The sequence below is a fragment of the Pseudomonas folii genome, assembly GCF_014357575.1.
Lineage (GTDB): Bacteria > Pseudomonadota > Gammaproteobacteria > Pseudomonadales > Pseudomonadaceae > Aquipseudomonas > Aquipseudomonas folii.
In genome coordinates this window covers 1-17320 of the sequence record NZ_JACONW010000117.1, presented here as the reverse complement: position 1 = coordinate 17320, position 17320 = coordinate 1, and the positions used below count along the sequence as shown (strand labels likewise).

The 17320-nt window shown below is 57.4% G+C and carries 15 protein-coding genes; 9 read left to right on the top strand and 6 right to left on the bottom strand.

All coding sequences use genetic code 11. From position 1 onward, the window contains the following. From H8S59_RS20170 to mrcB, 3 genes are all read right to left on the bottom strand, one after another. Nucleotides 1-299 (bottom strand): YqcC family protein (locus H8S59_RS20170; protein ID WP_187522581.1); only part of this gene is annotated, 299 nt, incomplete at its 3' end. Next, entirely contained in the window at nucleotides 299-1033 is a 735-nt protein-coding gene (locus H8S59_RS20165) for a tetratricopeptide repeat protein (protein ID WP_095098230.1), read from the bottom strand. The genes H8S59_RS20165 and H8S59_RS20170, both read right to left, overlap by 1 nt. Nucleotides 1034-1063: 30 nt before the next feature. Then, nucleotides 1064-3385, bottom strand: a complete 2322-nt coding sequence (mrcB, locus tag H8S59_RS20160; RefSeq protein WP_095098233.1) for a penicillin-binding protein 1B — start codon at nucleotides 3383-3385, stop codon at nucleotides 1064-1066. 129 nt (nucleotides 3386-3514) lie between these two features. Between mrcB and H8S59_RS20155 the strand changes: the two genes are divergently transcribed. The 3 genes from H8S59_RS20155 (at nucleotide 3515) to H8S59_RS20145 (ending at nucleotide 6022) form a co-directional block, all read left to right on the top strand. Then, the gene (locus H8S59_RS20155; protein ID WP_187522580.1) at nucleotides 3515-5053 is read left to right on the top strand and encodes an AAA family ATPase; all 1539 of its coding nucleotides are present in this window, start codon (nucleotides 3515-3517) and stop codon (nucleotides 5051-5053) included. 101 nt (nucleotides 5054-5154) lie between these two features. Continuing rightward, on the top strand, nucleotides 5155-5499 hold the full coding sequence (locus H8S59_RS20150; protein ID WP_187522579.1) for a pentapeptide repeat-containing protein: 345 nt from the start codon (nucleotides 5155-5157) through the stop codon (nucleotides 5497-5499). A 199-nt stretch (nucleotides 5500-5698) separates the two neighbouring features. Then, entirely contained in the window at nucleotides 5699-6022 is a 324-nt protein-coding gene (locus tag H8S59_RS20145) for a TfoX/Sxy family protein (protein WP_095098242.1), read from the top strand. 170 nt (nucleotides 6023-6192) lie between these two features. Here H8S59_RS20145 and deoC read toward each other — a convergent pair whose 3' ends face one another. Beyond that, nucleotides 6193-6981, bottom strand: a complete 789-nt coding sequence (gene deoC, locus H8S59_RS20140) for a deoxyribose-phosphate aldolase (protein ID WP_187522578.1) — start codon at nucleotides 6979-6981, stop codon at nucleotides 6193-6195. A gap of 647 nt (nucleotides 6982-7628) precedes the next feature. Between deoC and H8S59_RS20135 the strand changes: the two genes are divergently transcribed. Beyond that, nucleotides 7629-7958, top strand: coding sequence for a Rieske 2Fe-2S domain-containing protein (locus H8S59_RS20135; RefSeq protein ID WP_187522577.1), 330 nt, complete (start codon nucleotides 7629-7631; stop codon nucleotides 7956-7958). Here the strand turns inward: H8S59_RS20135 and sfsA are convergent. Both sfsA and H8S59_RS20125 read right to left on the bottom strand, forming a co-directional pair. After that, nucleotides 7922-8677: a DNA/RNA nuclease SfsA gene (sfsA, locus tag H8S59_RS20130; protein WP_187522576.1), complete on the bottom strand. Its 756-nt coding sequence runs from the start codon at nucleotides 8675-8677 to the stop codon at nucleotides 7922-7924. The genes H8S59_RS20135 and sfsA overlap by 37 nt on opposite strands. Continuing rightward, nucleotides 8677-9849 (bottom strand): pyridoxal phosphate-dependent aminotransferase, encoded by a 1173-nt coding sequence (locus H8S59_RS20125; RefSeq protein WP_187522575.1) that lies wholly within the window; start codon nucleotides 9847-9849, stop codon nucleotides 8677-8679. Before H8S59_RS20125 ends, sfsA begins: the two co-directional genes overlap by 1 nt. A 357-nt stretch (nucleotides 9850-10206) precedes the next feature. On the opposite strand from H8S59_RS20125, the gene dksA reads away from it, so the two are divergent. The 5 genes from dksA to H8S59_RS20100 all read left to right on the top strand — a co-directional run bounded on the left by dksA (nucleotide 10207) and on the right by H8S59_RS20100 (nucleotide 16684). Then, complete coding sequence (gene dksA / locus H8S59_RS20120; protein ID WP_027900346.1) at nucleotides 10207-10650, top strand: RNA polymerase-binding protein DksA; 444 nt, start codon at nucleotides 10207-10209, stop codon at nucleotides 10648-10650. Between the two features lie 302 nt (nucleotides 10651-10952). Further along, nucleotides 10953-11840, top strand: a complete 888-nt coding sequence (gene gluQRS / locus H8S59_RS20115; protein WP_187522574.1) for a tRNA glutamyl-Q(34) synthetase GluQRS — start codon at nucleotides 10953-10955, stop codon at nucleotides 11838-11840. Nucleotides 11841-12122: 282 nt separating this feature from the next. Beyond that, complete coding sequence (locus H8S59_RS20110) at nucleotides 12123-12299, top strand: hypothetical protein (RefSeq protein ID WP_003176118.1); 177 nt, start codon at nucleotides 12123-12125, stop codon at nucleotides 12297-12299. Beyond that, nucleotides 12283-15237, top strand: a complete 2955-nt coding sequence (locus H8S59_RS20105) for a sensor histidine kinase (protein WP_187522573.1) — start codon at nucleotides 12283-12285, stop codon at nucleotides 15235-15237. The genes H8S59_RS20110 and H8S59_RS20105 overlap by 17 nt, the downstream gene beginning before the upstream one ends. Nucleotides 15238-15259: 22 nt before the next feature. Next, the gene (locus tag H8S59_RS20100) at nucleotides 15260-16684 is read left to right on the top strand and encodes a sigma-54-dependent transcriptional regulator (RefSeq protein ID WP_095098267.1); all 1425 of its coding nucleotides are present in this window, start codon (nucleotides 15260-15262) and stop codon (nucleotides 16682-16684) included. The last annotated feature ends 636 nt before the right edge of the window (nucleotides 16685-17320 follow it).

Below are 17320 nucleotides of genomic sequence, written 5' to 3'. Positions count from 1 at the left end.
TGCGCAAGCAATTGCTGCAAGGGGCGGGTTTCGCGCTGGAGTGTGGCGTAGACCATCTCGGCCATTTCGAGGATGCCTGAGGCATTCGGCAAAGGCAGGTCATTCTCAAGAATGTGCTTCATTCTTGGCAGGAAGATCCATTGCAGCCATTGCTCGAACTCCAGCGTATCGACACAAAACGGTTCGCCACTGGAGAGTGCCTCTTCACTGGGTGATCGATCACTCCACCAACCCAGTGCCCGCAACTCGCGTTCGATCAGCAGCAAATGCTCGGCCACCTCAGGAAAGCGCTGATCCATCAGGCGCCGACCTTGGCTTTCTGACGAGCCAGGGCTGCACCGGAAGCATCACCCTGCTTCTCACGTGCCTGAGCAATGATTTCCCACAGGCTGGCCTGCAGACTTGGACGCCCATTGGCATAGGTCAGACCACGACGCGCCAGTTGCTCGGCCTGAGCGGAGTCGCCCTGAGCCAGTCGTACTTGTGCCAGTCGATAGATAACCTGCGGCTCCCGAGGTGCAACACGCTGTGCACGTTCAAGGCTCGAAGACGCGCCGTTCAAGTCACCGCCGTTCTGTTGCTGCTGAGCGGTGGTCAGCAATGCCAGAACCGGGCCGTCGAGCTGCTCATCGGCAGACAACCCGCTACCGGAAGACGGAATGCCACTTGGCGCACTGGGCGCGGGCATGTTGTAAGTGTTGCTGGTCACGGGAGCGCTCACCGAGGAAGTATCAATCGGCGGACTGACACTGATCGGGGCCTGCCCGGCCGGGGCAGCATAGGTATCGATGGGTGCGGAACTACCGCCCCCGCCACCCGGAATCATGACCACGACGCCAGAGTCCTGCGGCACGGACTGAGCTTGCGCAGGTGCCTGAGCAACGCTTGCCACGGAAGCACCGTTACGCGACACGCGCTCGCCGTTGGAAACCTTCGAACCCGAATCCACCACAGGAATCGAGCCACGTTCTACGCTGGCACAACCATTGAGCAGAGCAACAGCTGTCAACGCTGGTATTAACCACTTGTTCACTTTAGATCCTCTTTGGGGCGCTCAATTAATCTAGTTCAGCCAACCCTTGACCCAATCCATTACTTCCTGGGCCGGAGCCGCAGGCCCACCACAAGCAGCGCCGGGGGCAGGTTCACTGCCGCGAATATACGGCATCTGCACGGCATTCGGGCAACCGGCATCGGATCCCTCACCTGTCGCGGCATTGACCCAGACTTGTACGACGTTATCAGGCTGCGCCATGTCCAGCGGCAGCGGATCAGCCTTGCTCATGAAACTGGTCCAGACCTGCAACGCACCGGTTGCACCGGTAAACGGCGTTTTGCCGTTGTCATCGCGACCGAGCCACACGACCGCCAGCAGATCCTGACTGAAACCGGCGAACCAGCTGTCTCGGGAGTCGTTGGTCGTCCCGGACTTGCCGGCAAGATTCAGCGAGCTTGGCAATACGTTGTAAACAGAGCGACCGGTACCTTCGCGCATCACCCGCTGCATCGCATTCTGCAGAAGATAGATCGAGCCCGGATCGAAGCGCTGCTGAATCTGGAACGGGTAACGCTTGAGCGGCTCACCTTCGGCAGTCAGCACACTGCGGATGCCGCGCATTGGCGTGTTGAATCCACCGTTGGCGATGGTCTGGAACATCGTCGCGACCTGGATCGGGCTCAATGCACCGGCACCCAGCAGCATCGACGGATAAGCAGGCCAATCAACGTCAACACCCAGCTTGCCGATGGTTTTGAATACATTCGGCACACCGACTTCCAGGCCGATTTTAGCGCTGGACAGGTTGTAGGAATGCGCCAGCCCCTGGTACAGGAAAATATTACCGTGAGCCTTGTGATCGAAGTTTTGTGGCTTCCAGATCTGACCGTCAGCACCTTTGACCTGGAATGGTTCGTCGGCGACCCAACTGGTCAAGGTGTACTTGCTCGGACGCTCAAGGGCAGTCAGGTAAATGGATGGTTTCACCAATGAGCCTATCGGACGCACTGCATCGATGGCACGGTTGAACCCGGCATAACCTGCCTTGCGGCTACCGATCAGCGCCTGGACCTCACCTGTTTCCGGGTTGGTCACGACCATGGCCGCTTCGACGTCATCCACACCCTTACGACCCGCCAGACGCTTGAAAGTCTCGCTCATGGCCGACTCGGACTTCATCTGCAGGATTGGGTCAAAGCTGGTGAAGATGCGCAGGCCTTCTTCGGTCAGGTCTTCGTCGCGATAGTCTTCGCGCAGTTGGCGCTTGACTAGATCAAGGAAGCCCGGGAACGAGCTGTCGGCCAAACTACCGGTCTTGGTCACGCCCAGCGGCATCTTCTTGGCGGCGGCGACTGCTTCAGCCGTGGCCACGCCTTGCTGCTCAAGCAGGTCGAGCACCAGATTACGCCGTTCAAGCGCACGCTCCGGGTTACGACGCGGGTTGTAATAGGAAGGGCCTTTGACCAGACCGACCAACAACGCGACCTGATGCAACTTGAGCTCGGACAGTGGCTGACTGAAGAAATACTGACTGGCAAGGCCAAAGCCGTGTACCGCACGCTGGCCGTCCTGACCGACAAATACCTCGTTGAGGTAAGCCTCAAGGATTTCCTGCTTGCTGTAATGAATCTCCAGCAACACGGCCATCATGGCTTCGGTCAGTTTGCGAGTCAGGCTGCGCTCATTGGTCAGGTAGAAGTTCTTGACCAACTGTTGCGTCAGCGTACTCCCGCCCTGACGCATCTGCCCGGCGGAGGCGTTGATCCAGAATGCACGGGCAATCGACTTGGGCGACACCCCAAAGTGATGGTAGAAATCGCGATCTTCAACAGCTACAAGTGTATCTAGCAGGTACGGCGGAGCCTGATCGAGCTTGATCAGGATCCGGTCTTCGAGATTTTTCGGGTACAGCCCACCGATCATCAGCGGTTCCAGACGGGCAACTGCCAGTTTGGCGCCATTGGCCGAAGAGAGGTCCGCGACATAGTCGCCTGAGAAACGTACACGAATCTGCTGGGCCGAATCGGTGCCTTCATAGAACTGAAAACCGCGGGTATTAAGGTCGACGGTATTGCCGCTCACAGCAGCTGCGCCCGGACCATTGGCAACGCTTTCGCGCCGATAACCCAGCGCATCAAGCTCAATCAGGAAATCATCCTTGCTGAGTTTCTGCCCGACAAACAGCTCCAGCGGCCGCGCATACACCTTGGCCGGAATCATCCAGCGTTTGCCGGAAAACTTCTCTTGAACGATGGCATCAAGGTAAATGGCGAAGCCAGCCAGCACGACGAGCCCGACAATGCCGAGCTTCAATCCCCAGCCTAACCAGGTACGAAGTCCGCCAGAGGCAGGTTTTTTTGCTTTGCGAGAGGATCGAGTACGAGTCATGGCGGCGGATTATACGCACTTTGCAGGTGTTCGAAAGACACCCTTTCCGGAGGTTTGCAGCCTCGCGCCAAGCGGCCATAATGCCCACCTTGAAGCACTTAATGAAACATCACTATTGAAGGATCGTCCGTGAGCCAGTCACTGATTGCAGCCCTGCAGAACCCCGCGCTGTTTCCGCACCCGGTCGAGGGCTTTCAGCTCATCGAAACTCACATTTCGTGGGTACTGCTCACCGGTCCATTCGTTTACAAATTCAAGAAACCGGTCAACTTCGGTTTTCTGGACTTCACGACGCTTTCAGCGCGCGAACACTTCTGCAAGGAAGAGCTGCGTCTCAACCAGCGTCTGACCGAGGACCTGTATCTGGAAGTCATCCCGGTGACCGGCAGTGCCGAAGCACCGCAACTGGGTGGCGAAGGTGAAGTCATCGAATATGCGCTGAAAATGCGCCAGTTCTCGCAAGACGGACTGTTGAGCACGTTGCAGGCCAACGGTGAATTGACGTCGACGCACATCGATAACATCGCCATACAGATCGGCCAGTTCCATATTGATGCGCCAAAAGTGGGTGCTGAAAATGAGCTAGGGTCGCCTGACACAGTCATGGCGCCGGTCCTGCAGAACTTTGAGCAGATTCGCCCGCTAATCAGCGAAAAATCAGACCTCCAGCAACTCGATGCCCTACAGGCATGGGCTGAATCGAGTTTCGAAAGGCTGAAACCCCTGCTCGCCCAGCGTAAAGCCGAGGGCTTTATCCGTGAATGCCACGGCGATATCCATCTGGGCAACATGACCCTGATTGGTGACAAGGTCGTGATCTTCGACTGCATCGAGTTCAACGAACCGTTCCGCATGACCGACGTCTATGCCGATATCGGCTTCCTGGCTATGGACCTGGAAGATCGCGGCCTGAAATCCCTTGCTCGTCGCCTCATCAGCCAGTATCTGGAACTGACCGGAGACTACCAGGGGCTGGAGCTGCTGAACTTCTATAAAGCCTACCGTGCGATGGTTCGCGCCAAGATTGCGCTGTTCAGTCTGCCTGCAGGTGCCGATGCGGTTCAGCGCGGCGCAACTCTGCGTCAATATCGCAATTACGCCAACCTGGCAGAAAGCTACAGCGCTATTCCTTCGCGCTTTCTGGTTATCACTCACGGCGTATCTGCGGTGGGCAAGAGCCATGTGGCCAAACGCCTTGTTGATTCCCTGGGGGCCGTGCGCCTGCGTTCGGACGTAGAACGTAAACGCCTGTTCGCCGGGCAGGACGCCAACCTTTATGACGCTGATGCCAGCAACGCAACTTATGCACGCCTGCATGAACTGGCTGCTGTGGTCCTGCGCGCCGGGTTCCCGGTCGTTATAGATGCAACGTACCTGAAACAGGCTCAGCGTGTGTCGGCGGCAAAAGTTGCCGAAACCACTGGCGTGCCGTTCCTGATCCTCGACTGCGATGCACCCGAAGCCGTTATCGCCGGTTGGCTCGCCCAGCGTCAGGCAGAAAACACAGACCCTTCCGACGCGACGCTGGAAGTTATCCGCTCACAGCAAGCGACCCGCGAACCGCTGACTGAGGAAGAAACCCTGCACAGCAAGCGCGTCGAGACCAACAAAAGCAGCGACCTCGACAACCTGATCGAAAACCTTCGTCAGCGCCTTCCCGCGCTCTAAAACAATGTTTTGAGCCGTTTGGCAGTTAGTGCTTCACGGCTTGAAAATAGTGGCGATATACTGGCGTCACAATTCTAACGGAACGGAAAAGCGAGGCGCTTATGAGTCAGCCCAAAGTACTGGATTCCCCGCTGTACGCGATGCTGCGAAATGATGACGTTGCGGGGTTCAACCAAGAGAAACCCAAGTCAGGCACCATTGATTTCAAGGGTGGCGACTTCCGCGGGCTGGACTTGCGCAATCTCGACACAGACGGCATCGACTTCACCAATGCCTACTTTCGCTCCGCTGACTTGCGCGGCCTTGATCTGAGTAGTACGCCACTGGAAGGGGCAAGCATTGCCCACGCACAGATCTCGGGAACGTTCTTCCCCCGCGAACTGAGCGCTGACGAAATTCTGATGTCGGTCAACTTCGGTACTCGGCTGCGCTACCGTACCCATTGATTTCAACGCACGTTCCGTATACTCACGCCCGCATGCGCAATGCATGCAGGGCTGACTATACGCACCCTCCGTCCCACTGATCACCTGACGCTATCTATCCGATCACCTGCCTCTGTCACTTTCCCTCCAAAAGCTACAATTTCTCAAGACTTGCCAGGTTTTCACCCACAGTCAGAGCTCAGCATCGCACGGAGGCATGATGAACGATGAACTGCAACACCTGAAAAACGTCGGCAAGACTTCAGCCCAATGGTTGCACGCCGTAGGCATACACAGCGCTTCTGATTTACGTCGTATGGGCGCTGTAAATGCTTATCAGGCGGTACGAACGCGAGGATTTCGCGCGACCAAAGTGTTGTTGTATGCGATAGAGGCAGCCTTGATGGATATCCATTGGAATGACCTGCCCGTTGATCGCAAGGACGCTTTGAACAGACAGATCAACCACCGCAGGAGCCTTGGAAAGGGGCTGATTGAGCCCCCTCGGGAAATAGATGAAAAGAAGTCATTGACTTGCAAATGAGAATCGATATGATTATCACAACCGGTCGCGAGACTGGCCGATACCTGAAAGACCTTGGTTCGGACTTTCAGATTATCTCCTCATCAGGCTAATCACGGTTTTTGACCCGGCTTATTGCCGGGTCTTTTTTTGCCCGTGATTTCTTCTCGACTGGCGAAAAGCCCCCTTCATCAGTAACCGTTCCCACGGGAACCCGGCTCGACGACTCCGAGCTGTGAAAGGATGTCGTCCAGCAGGCTCGACCCCACCAACCTTACTCGTTGATCGCTGACCCACTGCGGACCGAAGCGCGCGCGGGCCATTTCGATAAATAGCCTGGCATCGTTGAGGGTCCGCAAGCCGCCACAGAACTTGAGCCCTACCTGCCCACCCACGTCAACAAGACTTTCAAGCATGACTCGCACCGCCTGCGTAGTCGGAGGCGTCACCAGTTTGCCGGTGCTGGTCTTGATAAAGTTGGCGCCAGCAATGATTGCCGCCAGACAGGCGTCACGAATGATTTGCGGATCGCGCAGATCGCCAACCTCCAGAGTTACCGTGAGCACCATGTCCGGCCCGCACGCCGCGCGACATGAAGCAACCATATTTGCCCCGGTCTGCTGATCGCCTGACAGCAGTGTGCGGAACGGGTACACCAGGTCGATCTCGTCGGCCCCAGACATGACAGCGGCTCGCGTTTCAGACATCACAGCCTCTTCATTCGCGGAGCCGTAGGGGAAATTGACGACGGCGACGACGCGAATGTCCCGATGCTGAAGTCGATCCAGGGTCGTGCGGGCCAGCAGTACGAATCGCGGATACACACAGATTGCCGCGATCGGCCCCAACGGGGTCATCGCCCGCTGACACAAGCCAACGATACGCGCCTCAGTGTCGTCAACATCCAGCGCCATCAATTCGAACAGGCTGATCGCCTGGCGTGCCAATTGCTCATCTTCGGTGGAGATGTCCATGCTCATGTGCCGTCCTCAAACGCTTCAAAATGAAAGCGAGAACATATAGGAGCCAAAGGCCTGCGGGTGCCCAGGAAGGCGAAGAGAGAGGGGGACTACGCGATAACAGGAAATTTCTGAAGTAGAAGTCGTGCCTGAATTTGAATTGGAATGCGGCCTTAAGTGGGAGATTCGATGGTTGCCTGCAAGCTGATTAAAGACATGGGACCGGCTTTAGCCGGGAAGGCGGTATCTCTGCAGATAAAAATCCAGCGTCTGTTAAGGCCTCTTCCCGGCTGAAGCCGGTCCCACGTCATCAGTGATTCCTGTGGGAGCAGAGCTTGGTCTGGGCGGTATTCCGACAATAAGGCTGGATGCGATCGGAAGTGAACTGCGTCCAGCCTTATCGCGAGCAAGCTCTGCTCCCACAGAAGAATATGCGCAATCCTGGATTGTGGTGTGAAGTCGTGGGACCGGCTTTAGCCGGGAAGGCGGTATCCCTGCAGATAAAAATCCAGCGTCTGACACGGCCTCTTCCCGGCTGAAGCCGGTCCCACGTCGTTATCAGCCTGTCCACAGGTTCCGCAGCCTCCAAAGATATCCCCCCGACCTCGAAAAGAACTGCCACAATTCGCCGCTTCAGAACTACCGTCACGAGCCCCACGGAGGCCCTGGTGAAATTGCTCTGCACCAGCGATCAACTGCTGGAAGCCCAAAGCCGCGGGTTTGAAATCAATGGTCGCAAGCTGTTCGCCACAAGGCGCAACGGGCAGGTGTTCGTCTATGACAACCGCTGCCCGCATCGCGGCGTGCCGCTGGAATGGCAGCCAGACCAGTTTCTGGACCCCAGCGCGAGTCTGATTCACTGCGCCACTCATGGCGCGTTGTTCCTGATTGAAAGCGGCGAATGCGTTGCTGGTCCCTGTGAAGGAAGATCTCTGACCGGGATTGCCAGCCACGAAGATCATCAAGGTGTCTGGATAGAAACACCCGCCAGCGACTGATCAGGCTCTTTGGCCCAGCGAAGCTGCAATGGCCGATCGATGAATATCTGCTCAGGCGTCAACTGCACGCCATACGCCAGGACCTCAACACCTGCCGCGACCGCCTCGCGCAATGCAGCGGCGTAGCCTGGGTCAACTTCTTCGGCAGGCCGCACGGCTTCGATGCCAGTCAGGTTCACGCAATACAGCAACACTGCACGTACACCTTCGCGAGCCAGGCTCGCCAACTCCCGCAAATGTCGTGCGCCACGTTGAGTGACCGCATCCGGAAAAGCCGCGACTGCAGAGCCATCAAAACCCAGCGTGACGCTTTTGACCTCAACGTAAGCGGGCCCCTGCGGATAATCCAGGCGGAAATCCACCCGGCTTTTTTCCTGACCGTAGGCCACTTCGCGCTTGAGAGCGGTGAAGCCGTTCAACTCGGTGATCACCCCGGCGCGCAACGCTTCTTCAACCAGAGTGTTGGCACGTCCGGTGTTGACACACGCCAGGCGTCCCTGAGGGGTTTCGCTGATCTCCCAGGTGCCCGGCAGCTTGCGCTTTGGATCATTGGAACGGCTGAACCACACACGCCCGCCCGGCATCATGCAATTGAACATCGAGCCGGTATTAGGGCAATGAATGGTCAGCAACTCACCGCTGTCCGTTTGAATGTCCGCGAGAAAGCGCTTGTAGCGCACCAACAGAACACCTTGTTCAAGCTCAGGAGAAAAACGCATCAGCCTTGCCAGCTCCTTAGCCCGCGAGCAATTCGCTCAACCGCCTCCTGCAAACGCGGCAGGCTCTGTGTGTAAGCGAAACGCACATGATGCCCCGCCTGGAATCGACCGAAGTCCAGCCCCGGCGTGATCGCAACGTGTTCGGTTTCAAGGAAATGCTGACAGAACGAGTAGGCATCGCCCCCGAAAACACTCATGTCGGCATACAGATAGAAAGCGCCTTCTGGCTCAACCGCGATACCGAAGCCCAACTCGCGCAAAGCCGGTAACAGATAATCACGGCGCAATCCGAACTCGGCACGGCGCTGCTCGAGGATTTCCAGCGTCTGCGGCTCGAAGCAGGCAAGCGCGGCGTACTGGGCCATGCTTGGCGCACTGATGTAAAGATTCTGAGCCAGCTTTTCCAGATCAGCGACCGCATCCTGAGGCGCGACCAGCCAGCCAAGACGCCAGCCGGTCATGCCGAAATATTTCGAAAAACTATTCAACACGAAGGCATCGTCGTCCACCTCCAGCACGCTGGCTGCATCGGTGCCGTAAGTCAGGCCGTGGTAAATCTCGTCTACCACCAGATGACCGTTACGCGCCTTGAGCGTCGAGGAAAGCCCTGCCAATTCGTCGCGACTCAACAGCGTGCCCGTCGGGTTTGCAGGTGAGGCAACGAGCGCACCGACGCTGTCTTTATCCCAATGCCGTGCGACCAGATCCGGGGTGAGCTGATACCGCTCTTGCGGGCCGACCGGCACCAGTTGTGCTGCACCTTCCACAAGACGCAGAAAATGTCGGTTACATGGGTAACCAGGGTCCGCCAGCAGCCAGTGTTTACCGGGGTCGACCAGCAAACTGCTCGCCAGTAACAGCGCGCCGGAACCGCCCGGTGTGACCAGAATCCGGCCGGGATCAACGGTCACGCCATAACGCTGGGCATAAAAACCGGCAATGGCTTCACGCAATTCAGGCAGACCACGGGCCGCGGTATAACGGGTTTTGCCCGCCGCCAATGCAGCCTGTCCGGCCGCAATAATGGGCTCGGCAGTGGTGAAATCGGGCTCGCCAATCTCCAGATGAATCACGTCATGCCCGGCTGCCTGCAGCTCGTTGGCCCGCGCCAGCAGCGCCATGACATGAAAGGGTTCGATGGCGCGACTGCGCGCACTGTAGGGCTGAGCCATTGACCTTCCTTTAAATCTTATCGGGGTCGGATGCCGGTCAGGCATGCGAAAAGTGATGAGCGATTCTACCCAAGCACCCGCCCCCGCAGGAAAGTTAATAAAGCCCCGAAACGGCGGGTAGCAAGCAATAAGCCATTGAAAAGAGTGTGATCCTCTCAAGGCGTTGAACGTTTTAATCAGCCCCGCGTCTGTAGCAACGGCCATTCACCGCCCAGCTCGAATGCATGCTCGACAACCGGGAGTAGCGCGCTCCGATTCGATCTGGTAAGTTCGCCCGCTTGCAGCCGCAGGGCCGGCAGGTGCCGGTGATGGATATTTTCCTGCGCAATGGATTAAAGAGTGAGAGGCGGTCCATTCATGCCCACCCAAGAAAAGCAGCAGACCAACCAGCTGGACGGTGACTTCAAGCCTTACGAAAGCAGTAAGGGTGAGGAGTACATGGGCAAGCCCATGCGCGAACACTTCACAAAAATCCTCACCAACTGGAAACAGCAGTTGATGAAGGAAGTTGATCGCACCATGACTCACATGAAGGACGAAGCTGCGAACTTTCCTGACCCGGCCGACCGTGCCAGCCAGGAAGAAGAGTTCAGCCTTGAACTGCGTGCTCGTGATCGCGAACGTAAACTGATCAAAAAGATCGACAAAACGCTGCAACTGATCGAAGACGAAGAATACGGCTGGTGCGAATCCTGCGGCGTAGAGATCGGCATCCGCCGCCTCGAAGCCCGTCCGACAGCCGACCAGTGCGTCGACTGCAAGACATTGGCAGAGATCAAGGAAAAGCAGGTCGGCAAGTAACACGACCCGCAACCTTGCAAACACAAAGGACGCTTCGGCGTCCTTTGTTGTTTTTGAGCTCAACCAATCTCCCCACCACATCGATTGAATTGGAATGCTCTCCCTGTGGGGTTGCGCTCTGTTGGAGCGAGGCTTGCCCGCGAAGAACGATTACTCGGTAAAGCTGATATACCGCAGCGCCTGATTCGCGGGCAAGCCTCGCTCCAACAGGTAAACGGTCGCAGGCATATATAAAGTCTCCTGAAGGTTTGAGGTCTTTTTCAGTCTCGAAGCTAACCCCAATCTCCAGTAATATCCGCCCCATGAAATCCCCCTCCTACATCGGGCGCTTTGCGCCAACGCCCAGCGGTTATCTGCACTTCGGCTCACTGGTCGCGGCGTTGGCGTCTTATCTCGACGCGCGCGCAGTCGGTGGGCAATGGTTGATGCGCATGGAAGACCTTGATCCGCCACGGGAAGTCCCGGGCGCTCAACGTGCGATTCTTGAAGCGCTCGAACGCTATGGTTTTGAATGGGACGGGCAACTGGTTACCCAAAGTCATCGCCACGACGCTTATCAGGAAGTGATCAATCGCTGGTTCAGCCACGGTCTTGCCTACGCGTGTACCTGCTCGCGCAAACAGCTCGAACCCTTTCAGGGGGTTTACCCGGGTACCTGCAGAAATGCCGGGCACTCGCCTGATAACGCTGCCATCCGTATTCGTGTCCCTGAACTGCTGTACCGGTTTGAAGATCGTGTGCAAGGCCAGTTTCAGCAACACCTTGGCCGTGAGGTCGGTGACTTTGTGATCCGTCGTCGCGATGGGCTGTACGCCTATCAACTGGCGGTCGTCATCGATGACGCCATGCAGGGCGTCACTGACATTGTCCGGGGGGCCGATCTGCTTGATTCCACGCCGCGCCAGCTGTACCTCCAGGAATTGCTCGGCGCGCCACAGCCGCGTTACCTGCATGTGCCGCTCATTACTCAGCCAGACGGCAACAAACTGGGGAAAAGCTACCGCTCGCCACCACTGGAGGCCGATCAGGCAACTCCACTGCTGTTGCGCGCCTTGCGCGCACTCGGCCAGGCGCCCAAATCGGCCCTCGCTTACAGCACGCCTCAGGAAGTTCTGAAATGGGCAATCGAGCGCTGGAACGTTTCCGCTATTCCACGCGTACGGAACCTTGAGGAAGCCGCAATAGACTGAGATAGAGCGCTCATCGAACCGGGCGTAATGGTCGGACCGGAATGATGTGTCTGCAGGAGCGCAGGGAGGTTACGACCCCCGCGATGGCGGTGTGTCAGACAAATCGCTATCGCTGCCTCGCGTTGCTCGTGAGCGCCTACAGGGGCCGCGTTTGCTACTTAATCGCGCGGCACCCATGACGCAGTTCTATCTCCGACTAAACGACACTTGCAGGTTGCCCGCCATCCGTTACCATGCCGCTCCTCAACTGCCGCAACACGAATGAATCGTGAAGGAGGCCAAATGTATATTTACCGCTTGGTCCTGTTGCTGGTAGTCGGCATTTATCTATTTTCGCCGGCCATCATGGATTGGTGGATCGACGCCACCGGCGCGTGGTATCGGCCTTATCTGTTATGGCTGATCCTGATCGTGGTGACCTTCATTCTGCAGAGTCAAAAAGATGCCGATGAGCTTTAGCCTGACCCAGATGATTCTGGTCAGCGCCGCTTATCTGCTCGTGCTGTTTGGCGTGGCGTGGATCAGCGAACGGGGAGTCATCCCGCGCTGGATCATCCGTCATCCACTGACCTACACGCTGTCCCTCGGTGTTTACGCCAGCGCGTGGGCCTTCTACGGCACGGTCGGTCTCGCGTACCAGTACGGTTACGGCTTCCTGTCCAGCTATCTCGGCGTATCCGGTGCATTTCTGCTGGCCCCCGTTTTGCTCTATCCGATCCTGCGCATCACCCGCACCTATCAACTGTCGTCTCTGGCGGACCTGTTCGCATTCCGCTTCCGCAGCACCTGGGCAGGCGCGCTGACCACGATCTTCATGTTGATTGGCGTTCTGCCGCTCCTGGCGCTGCAAATCCAGGCGGTGGCCGACTCGATTGGCATCCTGACCCGCGAGCCGGTGCAGGATCGCGTTGCCATCGCTTTTTGTGCGCTGATTACCCTGTTCACGATTTTCTTCGGTTCGCGTCATATCGCCACCCGCGAAAAACATGAAGGTCTGGTATTCGCGATTGCCTTCGAGTCGGTGATCAAACTCGTGGCCATTGGCAGTATCGGTCTTTATGCCTTGTATGGCGTGTTCGACGGTCCGCAGCAACTTGAGCTGTGGCTGCTGCAAAACCAGACCGCCCTCGCCGCCTTGCATACGCCTTTGCAGGAAGGCCCGTGGCGCACGCTGCTGCTGGTGTTCTTCGCCTCGGCCATCGTCATGCCGCACATGTACCACATGACGTTCACCGAGAATCTCAACCCGCGCGCGCTGGTCAGCGCCAGTTGGGGCCTGCCGCTGTTTCTGTTGTTGATGAGCCTGGCGGTGCCGTTGATTCTGTGGGCGGGGCTCAAACTCGGCGCAACCACCAGCCCCGAATTCTTCACCCTGGGCATTGGCATCGCGGTCAACAGCAAGTCTCTGGCGTTGCTGGCCTATGTCGGTGGCTTGTCTGCCGCCAGCGGCTTGATCATCGTGACCACACTGGCGCTGTCCGGCATGGCGCTGAACCATCTGGTGCTGCCGCTTTATCAACCACCCGCCGAAGGCAATATCTATCGCTGGCTGAAGTGGACCCGCCGCGCGCTGATCGTGGCGATCATCATGGCCGGTTACGGCTTCTACCTGCTGCTGGGCGCGCAACAGGATCTGGCCAATCTGGGCATCGTTGCTTTTGTCGCGACTCTGCAATTCCTGCCGGGCGTGCTGTCAGTGCTGTATTGGCCCGCCGCCAATCGCCGGGGGTTTATTGCCGGGTTGCTGGCAGGGATCACGGTCTGGATCGTCAGCATGTTGTTGCCGTTGATTGGTGACTTCCGGGGCTTCTACATCCCGCTGCTGAACATGATTTACGTACTGGACGACACCAGTTGGCACATGGCAGCGATTGCTTCGCTGGCCGCCAACGTATTGGTGTTCACCCTGATTTCTCTGTTCAGCAACCCGAGCCCCGAGGAAGCCAGTGCCGCCGAGGCCTGTGCGGTGGATAACGTTCGTCGCCCGCAGCGCCGCGAACTGCACGCCGTATCCCCCCAGGAGTTCGCCACGCAACTGGCCAAACCCTTGGGCGCCAAGGCCGCACAGAAGGAAGTCGAACAGGCCCTGCGCGATCTCTACCTGCCATTCGACGAACGTCGGCCTTACGCCTTGCGTCGTTTAAGGGACAGAATCGAGGCCAATCTTTCAGGCTTGATGGGCCCCAGCGTGGCGCAGGACATGGTCGAAACGTTCCTGCCCTATAAGTCCAGCGGCGAAAATTATGTCACCGAAGACATTCACTTCATTGAAAGCCGGCTTGAGGACTACCACTCGCGCCTCACCGGTCTGGCAGCCGAACTGGATGCCCTGCGCCGTTATCACAGACAAACGCTTCAGGAATTGCCAATGGGTGTTTGCTCGCTGGCCAAGGATCAAGAGATCCTGATGTGGAACAAGGCCATGGAAGAACTCACCGGGATTGCTGCCAAACGTGTTGTGGGCTCACGGCTTGAGACCATCGCCGAACCCTGGAAAGCACTGCTTGGTGGCTTCATCGATGTGCCCGACGAACACTTGCACAAACAGCGTCTTCCACTGGATGGTCAAATCCGCTGGCTGAATCTGCACAAAGCCGCGATTGACGAGCCATTGGCACCCGGAAACAGCGGGCTGGTATTGCTGGTTGAAGACCTGACTGAAACGCAGATGCTCGAAGACAAGCTGGTGCATTCCGAACGCCTTGCGAGCATCGGTCGTCTGGCTGCCGGTGTGGCTCACGAAATCGGCAACCCGATCACCGGCATCGCCTGCCTTGCGCAAAACCTGCGCGAGGAGCGCGAAGAAGATGGCGAGCTGAAGGAAATCAGCAGCCAGATTCTCGAACAGACCAAGCGGGTTTCCCGCATCGTGCAATCGCTGATGAGCTTCGCTCACGCGGGCAGCCATCAACACTCGGACGAAGCCGTTTGTCTGGCCGAGGTGGCGCAGGACGCCATTGGCTTGCTGGCACTGAACCGACGTAATTTCGAAGTCCAGTTCTATAATCTGTGCAACCCCGAGCATTGGGTCGATGGCGACCCGCAACGGCTTGCGCAGGTGCTTATCAATCTGCTCTCCAATGCCCGCGACGCCTCGCCAGCCGGCAGCGCAGTCCGGGTCAGGAGCGAAGCATCCGAACACACTGTCGATCTGATCGTAGAAGACGAAGGCAGTGGAATTCCAAAAGCAATCATGGATCGATTGTTCGAACCGTTCTTCACCACCAAGGACCCGGGTGAAGGGACCGGACTGGGCCTCGCGCTGGTCTATTCCATCGTTGAAGAGCATTATGGACAGATCACCATCGACAGCCCGGTTGATACCGAGCACGAGCGCGGTACCCGTATTCGGGTAACACTTCCGCGCCACGTCGAAGCGACGTCCGCCGTGAACTGAGCCCGTCGAGAGAATTGAATAAATGCCCCATATTCTGATCGTCGAAGACGAAACCATCATCCGCTCCGCCCTGCGTCGCCTGCTGGAACGTAACCAGTATCAGGTCAGCGAAGCAGGTTCGGTGCAGGAAGCCCAGGAACGTTTCAGCATCCCCTCGTTTGATCTGATCGTCAGCGATTTGCGCTTGCCCGGGGCTCCCGGTACTGAGCTGATCAAGCTTGGCGAGGGCAAACCGGTGCTGATCATGACCAGCTACGCGAGCCTGCGCTCAGCTGTCGATTCCATGAAAATGGGCGCTGTCGATTACATTGCCAAGCCATTCGACCACGACGAAATGCTGCAAGCGGTCGCGCGCATCCTGCGTGATCGCCAGACCGTGCAAAGCATTCAGGCTGATCGCAACGCAGCCAAAGCGGCCAGTCCAGATAAAGCAGGCGTTGATAACAGCAACGGCGAAATCGGCATCATTGGTTCCTGCGCGCCCATGCAGGACCTCTACAGCAAAATTCGCAAGGTCGCTCCCACCGACTCCAACGTGCTGATTCAGGGCGAATCAGGCACCGGTAAAGAGTTGGTGGCACGTGCCCTGCACAACCTGTCGCGTCGCGCCAAAGCACCGATGATCTCGGTCAACTGTGCGGCGATTCCAGAAACCCTGATCGAGTCCGAGCTGTTCGGCCACGAGAAAGGCGCGTTCACTGGCGCGAGTGCCGGTCGTGCGGGCCTTGTGGAAGCGGCCGATGGCGGCACGTTGTTCCTCGACGAAATCGGCGAACTGCCACTGGAAGCTCAGGCACGTCTGTTGCGCGTTCTGCAGGAAGGCGAAATTCGTCGCGTGGGCTCCGTGCAATCGCAGAAAGTCGATGTTCGCCTGATCGCGGCTACCCACCGGGACCTGAAAAGCCTGGCGAAAGTCGGCCAGTTCCGCGAAGACCTTTATTACCGTCTGCACGTTATTGCCTTGAAGCTCCCGGCATTGCGCGAGCGCGGTAACGATGTGCTGGATATCGCCCGCGCCTTCCTGACCCGTCAAAGCCTGAAAGCCGGTCGTAACGATCTGAGATTTGCCCCGGACGCCGAGCTCGCCATTCGCCAGTACACCTGGCCTGGCAACGTGCGTGAACTTGAAAACGCCGTGGAGCGAGCGGTCATTCTGTGCGAAAGCCCGGAAATCTCTGCCGAATTGCTGGGCATCGACATCGAATTGAGCGATCTGGACGACTTCATCGGCCTGGCCCCACAGCAAGGCTCGTCCAGTTCCACCAGCCATGAGCCCACAGAAGACCTGTCCCTGGAGGATTACTTCCAGCACTTCGTTCTTGAACATCAGGACCACATGACCGAGACCGAGCTGGCCCGCAAGCTGGGCGTCAGTCGTAAGTGCCTGTGGGAACGTCGTCAGCGATTGGGCATTCCTCGCCGCAAAGGCGTCGCCAGCGAAACCTGATCAGGAGGCTCTGGCCTGCGCCTTCCGGTCAGGCCAGAAACTGTTACCTTCACAGGATGCACGTAACAAAAGCCGGGGTTTACGGTAACGAAAATCCCGGCTTTTTTGTGCCTGAAAAACCGCCAATCCGCTACAGCCCCCGGTTTTAAAGGGTTTCCAAAAGTTGGCACAGGTCCTGCTATATCTCTAGTACAAGAACAATAAAAACTCGCAGTGCAACACACCATAATAAAAACAATACGAATCGACTCACGCATAACAAGAACAACACGGCGGAGGCGCAGCTAACTGATTCTTTTGGAGAGGCGTTGTATTTGGGGCTTGCCCCGCAACCAGGCCGAGAACAACAAAAACTACCCTTAGGTAGCGCCTGAACTGGTTGGATCGAATGATCATTGCAACACAGCGACCAAAGCAATCCGTTTGCTCTTGACTCCCGATTGGGAGGTTTCACAGACGAAAGTCTCGTGGATGGGCACTCAACAAAAACAAGAAGCCCACAGACAAAATAAAAATAAGAGCACACACTTTGGGGGAGCTTCGGCTCCCCCAGTAGCTTCTGCAGAAAACTCCCTCCTGACACATCATGCACGCAAGAACTGAACCTGGAACACTATCCCTGTGGGAGCGGTGCTT

Excerpts from the sequence above, each read along its gene's own strand:
- mrcB (WP_095098233.1), bottom strand. The coding sequence starts at position 3,385 with ATGACTCGTACTCGATCCTCTCGCAAAGCAAAAAAACCTGCCTCTGGC.
- H8S59_RS20150 (WP_187522579.1), top strand. The coding sequence starts at position 5,155 with ATGAGTCAGCCCAAAGTACTGGATTCCCCGCTGTACGCGATGCTGCGA.
- H8S59_RS20145 (WP_095098242.1), top strand. The coding sequence starts at position 5,699 with ATGAACGATGAACTGCAACACCTGAAAAACGTCGGCAAGACTTCAGCC.
- deoC (WP_187522578.1), bottom strand. The coding sequence starts at position 6,981 with ATGAGCATGGACATCTCCACCGAAGATGAGCAATTGGCACGCCAGGCG.
- sfsA (WP_187522576.1), bottom strand. The coding sequence starts at position 8,677 with ATGCGTTTTTCTCCTGAGCTTGAACAAGGTGTTCTGTTGGTGCGCTAC.
- H8S59_RS20125 (WP_187522575.1), bottom strand. The coding sequence starts at position 9,849 with ATGGCTCAGCCCTACAGTGCGCGCAGTCGCGCCATCGAACCCTTTCAT.
- dksA (WP_027900346.1), top strand. The coding sequence starts at position 10,207 with ATGCCCACCCAAGAAAAGCAGCAGACCAACCAGCTGGACGGTGACTTC.
- gluQRS (WP_187522574.1), top strand. The coding sequence starts at position 10,953 with ATGAAATCCCCCTCCTACATCGGGCGCTTTGCGCCAACGCCCAGCGGT.
- H8S59_RS20110 (WP_003176118.1), top strand. The coding sequence starts at position 12,123 with ATGTATATTTACCGCTTGGTCCTGTTGCTGGTAGTCGGCATTTATCTA.
- H8S59_RS20105 (WP_187522573.1), top strand. The coding sequence starts at position 12,283 with ATGCCGATGAGCTTTAGCCTGACCCAGATGATTCTGGTCAGCGCCGCT.
- H8S59_RS20100 (WP_095098267.1), top strand. The coding sequence starts at position 15,260 with ATGCCCCATATTCTGATCGTCGAAGACGAAACCATCATCCGCTCCGCC.